The organism is Pseudomonas sp. MD195_PC81_125 (genome assembly GCF_014060985.1).
Classification (GTDB): Bacteria; Pseudomonadota; Gammaproteobacteria; order Pseudomonadales; family Pseudomonadaceae; genus Aquipseudomonas; species Aquipseudomonas parakoreensis.
In genome coordinates, this window is the sequence record NZ_JABULD010000351.1 from 1 (window position 1) to 5,502 (window position 5,502).

4 protein-coding genes are annotated in these 5,502 nt (G+C 63.1%); 3 read left to right on the forward strand and 1 reads right to left on the reverse strand.

Going from position 1 to position 5,502, the window contains the following annotated elements:
• Positions 1-156 precede the first annotated feature (156 nt).
• The 3 genes from HT737_RS14705 to HT737_RS14715 all read left to right on the forward strand — a co-directional run bounded on the left by HT737_RS14705 (position 157) and on the right by HT737_RS14715 (position 4,651).
• Entirely contained in the window at positions 157-1,086 is a 930-nt protein-coding gene (locus HT737_RS14705; protein WP_007962352.1) for a hydrogen peroxide-inducible genes activator, read from the forward strand.
• Positions 1,087-1,095: 9 nt separating this feature from the next.
• Positions 1,096-3,171 (forward strand): ATP-dependent DNA helicase RecG, encoded by a 2,076-nt coding sequence (recG, locus tag HT737_RS14710; protein ID WP_047297283.1) that lies wholly within the window; start codon positions 1,096-1,098, stop codon positions 3,169-3,171.
• Between the two features lie 79 nt (positions 3,172-3,250).
• Positions 3,251-4,651 (forward strand): aminoacyl-tRNA deacylase and HDOD domain-containing protein, encoded by a 1,401-nt coding sequence (locus HT737_RS14715; RefSeq protein WP_108589169.1) that lies wholly within the window; start codon positions 3,251-3,253, stop codon positions 4,649-4,651.
• A 271-nt stretch (positions 4,652-4,922) separates the two neighbouring features.
• Here HT737_RS14715 and HT737_RS14720 read toward each other — a convergent pair whose 3' ends face one another.
• Positions 4,923-5,306 carry an SCP2 sterol-binding domain-containing protein gene (locus HT737_RS14720; RefSeq protein ID WP_182403034.1) on the reverse strand — a complete coding sequence of 128 codons (384 nt, stop codon included), beginning with the start codon at positions 5,304-5,306 and terminating at the stop codon, positions 4,923-4,925.
• Positions 5,307-5,502: the final 196 nt, after the last annotated feature.

Genomic DNA, 5,502 nt, shown 5'->3' on the forward strand with positions numbered 1-5,502 from the left:
CTGTAGGAGCTGCCGAAAGGCTGCGATCTTTTGTTTTTCAGCTCATCCATACGGCAAACTCACATTGCCCGGTGTCGCATTCCTCACTCAGTCTGATAACGTGCGTCTATCGATTGCAGCCGTTATGCTTGGCCCGCAACTTCATGGACGCTCGCTATGACCCTCACAGAATTACGCTACATCGTTACCCTCGCCCAAGAGCAGCACTTCGGCCACGCCGCCGAGCGTTGCCACGTCAGCCAGCCGACTCTCTCGGTGGGCGTGAAAAAACTTGAAGACGAACTCGGTGTGCTGATTTTCGAGCGCAGCAAAAGCGCCGTGCGCCTGACCCCGGTCGGCGAAGGCATCGTCGCCCAGGCGCAGAAAGTCCTGGAGCAGGCGCAAGGCATCCGTGAACTGGCCCAGGCCGGCAAGAACCAGCTGACCGCCCCGCTGAAAGTCGGTGCGATCTACACCGTCGGGCCGTACCTGTTCCCGCACCTGATTCCGCAACTGCACCGGGTCGCCCCGCAGATGCCGTTGTACATCGAAGAAAACTTCACCCACGTGCTGCGCGACAAACTGCGCAACGGCGAGCTCGATGCAATCATCATCGCCCTGCCGTTCAACGAAGCGGACGTGCTGACCCTGCCGCTGTACGACGAGCCGTTCTACGTCTTGATGCCAGCCCAGCACCCGTGGACGCAAAAAGAATCCATCGACCCGGGCCTGCTCAATGACAAGAGCCTGCTCCTGCTCGGCGAAGGCCACTGCTTCCGCGACCAGGTGCTCGAAGCCTGCCCGACCCTGACCAAGGGCAACGACGGCGCCAAACACACCACGGTGGAATCCAGCTCGCTGGAAACCATCCGCCACATGGTCGCGTCCGGTCTGGGCATCTCGATCCTGCCGCTGTCGGCGGTGGACAGCCATCACTACGCCCCGGGCGTGATCGAAGTGCGGCCGCTGTCGGCGCCGGTGCCATTCCGCACCGTCGCCATCGCCTGGCGCGCCAGCTTCCCACGGCCGAAAGCCATCGAGATCCTCGCCGACTCCGTTCGCCTGTGCTCGGTGGCCAAGCCCGCCGCGCCGGTCACGGCCGGTTAAGCCAGGGTCATGACCGAGCTGTCGCAAGTGTCGGTGACGGCACTCAAGGGTGTCGGCGAAGCCATGGCCGAGAAACTGGCCAAGGTCGGCCTGGAGAATCTCCAGGACGTGCTGTTTCACCTGCCGCTGCGTTATCAGGATCGCACCCGCGTGGTGCCGATCGGCCACTTGCGCCCGGGCCAGGACGCCGTGGTCGAAGGCACCGTCAGCGGTGCCGACGTGGTCATGGGTCGGCGTCGCAGCCTCGTCGTGCGCATGCAGGACGGCACCGGCGGCCTGAGCCTGCGCTTCTACCATTTCAGCAATGCGCAGAAAGAAGGCCTCAAGCGCGGCACGCGGATTCGCTGCTACGGCGAGGTGCGGCCCGGCGCCTCGGGGCTGGAAATCTACCACCCGGAATACCGCGCCATCACCGGTGACGAACCGCCGCCGGTGGACGAAACCCTGACCCCGGTCTACCCACTCACCGAGGGCCTGACCCAACAGCGCCTGCGCCAGCTGTGCATGCAAACCCTCACCCTGCTCAAGCCGAACACCCTGCCCGACTGGCTGCCGACCGAACTGGCTCGCGACTACCAACTGGCGCCGCTGGCCGATGCGATCCGCTACCTGCACAACCCGCCCGCCGATGCCGACGTCGACGAACTCGCCCTCGGTCATCACTGGGCGCAGCATCGCCTGGCGTTCGAAGAACTGCTGACTCACCAGCTATCGCAGCAGCGCCTGCGCGAAAGCATGCGCTCCCTGCGCGCACCGGCGATGCCGAAAGCGACGAAACTGCCGGCAAAATACCTGGCCAACCTCGGCTTCAACCCGACGGGTGCCCAGCAACGTGTGGGCAACGAAATCGCCTACGACCTCAGCCAGCACGAACCGATGCTGCGCCTGATTCAGGGCGATGTCGGTGCGGGCAAAACCGTGGTCGCCGCCCTCGCGGCGCTGCAAGCGCTGGAGGCCGGTTATCAGGTCGCACTGATGGCGCCGACCGAGATCCTCGCCGAGCAACACTTCATCACCTTCAAGCGCTGGCTCGAACCGCTGGGCATCGACGTGGCGTGGCTGGCCGGCAAGCTCAAGGGCAAGAACCGCGTCGCCGCACTGGAACAGATCGCCAGCGGCACGCCGATGGTGGTCGGTACCCATGCGCTGTTCCAGGACGAAGTGCAGTTCAAAAATCTCGCGTTGGTGATCATCGACGAACAACACCGTTTCGGCGTGCAGCAGCGTCTGGCGCTGCGGCAGAAAGGCGTCGGTGGGCGCATGTGTCCGCACCAACTGATCATGACCGCCACGCCGATCCCGCGCACGCTGGCGATGAGCGCCTACGCTGATCTCGACACCTCGATTCTCGACGAACTGCCGCCCGGTCGCACCCCGGTCAACACCGTGCTGGTCACCGACACCCGTCGCGTCGAAGTCATCGAACGGGTGCGCAGCGCCTGCGCCGAAGGGCGTCAGGCTTATTGGGTGTGCACGCTGATCGAAGAGTCGGAAGAGCTGACCTGTCAGGCCGCTGAAACCACCTTCGAAGACCTCACCGCCGCTCTCGGCGAGCTCAAGGTTGGGCTGATCCATGGGCGCATGAAACCAGCGGAAAAAGCGGCAGTCATGGCTGAATTCAAGGCCGGCAATCTGCAACTGCTGGTCGCCACCACCGTGATCGAAGTCGGCGTCGACGTGCCCAACGCCAGCCTGATGATCATCGAAAACCCCGAGCGCCTCGGCCTTGCACAATTGCACCAGTTGCGTGGCCGCGTTGGCCGGGGCAGCGCGGTCAGCCATTGCGTGCTGCTCTACCATCCGCCGCTGTCGCAGATCGGCCGCCAGCGCCTGGGCATCATGCGCGAGACCAACGACGGTTTCGTCATCGCCGAAAAAGACCTCGAACTGCGCGGCCCCGGCGAAATGCTCGGCACCCGTCAGACCGGCCTGCTGCAATTCAAAGTCGCCGACCTGATGCGCGACGCCGACTTGCTGCCCGCCGTGCGCGATGCCGCGCAAGCGCTGCTCGAACGCTGGCCAACCCACGTCAGCCCATTGCTCGACCGCTGGCTGCGCCATGGGCAGCAATACGGCCAAGTGTGAGCACCGTCGCAGTTTGTGAAGGATCGTTCCGACAGAGCTGGTTATACTCCTGCCATTGTTTCAAAAACGGATACAGACCATGACTGACGCAGCTCTCGCCCCCGAACTCCCGCACGCGCCGTCTGTAATTCGGCTGCTGCTCGGCAAGCTGGGTATCGCCTACGAAGAAGTGCTCGACCACCACGGCCTCAATGCTTCGCGCAAGGTACAAGCCGTGTTGCTGGACGACGCCGTGGGCGCGCTGATGGTGCTGTTTCCGCAGAGCCAGTTGCTCGACCTCAACCGCCTCGCCGAACTGACGGGCCGGCGCCTGACCGCCGTTTCGACCGAGCGCCTGGAAAAGATGCTCGGCAAACACAGCCTGAGCCTGCTGCCGGGCCTGCCAGCGCTGACCAGTTCGCCGTGCCTCTACGAAGAAAGCCTGCTGCGCGAGCCGAAGCTGCTGATCAACTCCGGCGAGCCGGGCGTGCTGCTGGAGATCACTAGCGAAGCCTTCAAGACCATGCTGACCAAGGCCAGCGCCGCCAACTTCGGCGAAGCCCTGAGCAGCATCCGCCCGAACCTTGATCGCCCGGACGATGACCGCGAGGAAATCACCCAGGCCGTGCAGGCGTTCACTGCACGCCGGATTCAGCAGCGTCTGGAAGCGACCATCGAGATTCCACCGCTGGCCGAAACCGCACAAAAAATCATCAAGTTGCGCGTCGACCCCAACGCCACCATCGACGACATCACCGGCGTGGTCGAAACCGACCCGGCGCTGGCTGCACAAGTGGTGAGCTGGGCGGCGTCGCCGTACTACGCCTCGCCGGGCAAGATCCGTTCGGTGGAAGACGCGATCGTTCGCGTGCTCGGTTTCGATCTGGTGATCAACCTCGCGCTGGGCCTGGCCCTCGGCAAGACCCTGAGCCTGCCGAAGGACCATCCGCAACACACCACGCCGTACTGGCAGCAATCGATCTACACCGCCGCCGTCATCGAAGGCCTGACCCGCGCCATGCCGCGCGCCCAGCGCCCGGAAGCCGGCCTGACCTATCTGGCCGGTCTGCTGCACAACTTCGGCTACCTGCTGCTGGCCCACGTGTTCCCGCCGCACTTCTCGCTGATCTGTCGCCACCTGGAGGTCAACCCGCACCTGTGCCACAGCTACATCGAGCAGCACCTGCTGGGCATCAGCCGCGAACAGATCGGCTCGTGGCTGATGCGCTATTGGGACATGCCCGACGAACTGGCCACCGCCCTGCGCTTCCAGCACGACCCAAGCTACGACGGCGCCTACGCCGAATACCCGAACCTCGTCTGCCTCGCCGTACGCCTGCTGCGCAGCCGCGGCATCGGCTCCGGCCCCGACGAAGACATCCCCGACGCCCTGCTCGACCGCGTCGGCCTGACCCGCGACAAAGCCAACGACGTGGTCAGCAAAGTCCTCGAAGCCGAAGTCCTGCTGCGCGAACTGGCCTCGCAGTTCAGCCAGGCCTGAACCCAAACAGGCCCGCTCCCCCAAGGTTTACACACCCCTGCGGGAGCGAGCCTGCTCGCGAAGAATCCACCTCAACCCAACTGACTCAGCGAAACCCTGTGGTGAGGGGATTTATCCCCGACCGACTGCGCAGCAGTCGCAAACCCAGCCAACAGGGTGCGTCAGTTATATCGAGGTCTCGGGTTTTGGGGCCGCTGCGCAGCCCATCGGGGATAAATCCCCTCACCACAACAGCCCCTCCACTTAAGCCCTTCTACTCAAGCACATCTACTCAAGCCTTAGGCTTGGCTTTCCTCGGCTTCAAATACTTCATCAACCCCTGAAACCACATCACCAGCGCCGGATTCCCCTTCAGCTGGATCGACTTGTCCTGAATCCCCTGCATGAACGCCAGCTGCTTGTTCTTCGCCTGCATCGTGGCAAAGGCATAACCCGCATCCTTGAACGCAATCGCAAACGCCGGCTCCGCCACCACACCAGACTTGCTGGTAACGCGCTGATTCTTCACCACGAAATGCCGCGCCACTTTCCCGTCCAGCGTCTGCAGCTGAAACACCAGATTCTTGTCACCCAACTGCTGCTGGAACGCAGGATTTGTCCGGCTGGCCTTCCCCATCAACAAACCCATCATCCACAGAAGAAAACGAAATTTCATGCGCACAGCCTCAAAAGGAAAATGAACGGCCGGGGCAGTGTAAGGGATTCGAACGATAACGCCACTATCCGCCGCTATTGGAAGATGATGCAGACCATTTCCCGCACGATGACCGCCAAGTCACACTTCTGCACCCACCGTCCTACACCTGTTGAAACACATCCCTGTAGGAGCTGCCGAAGGCTGCGATCTTTTT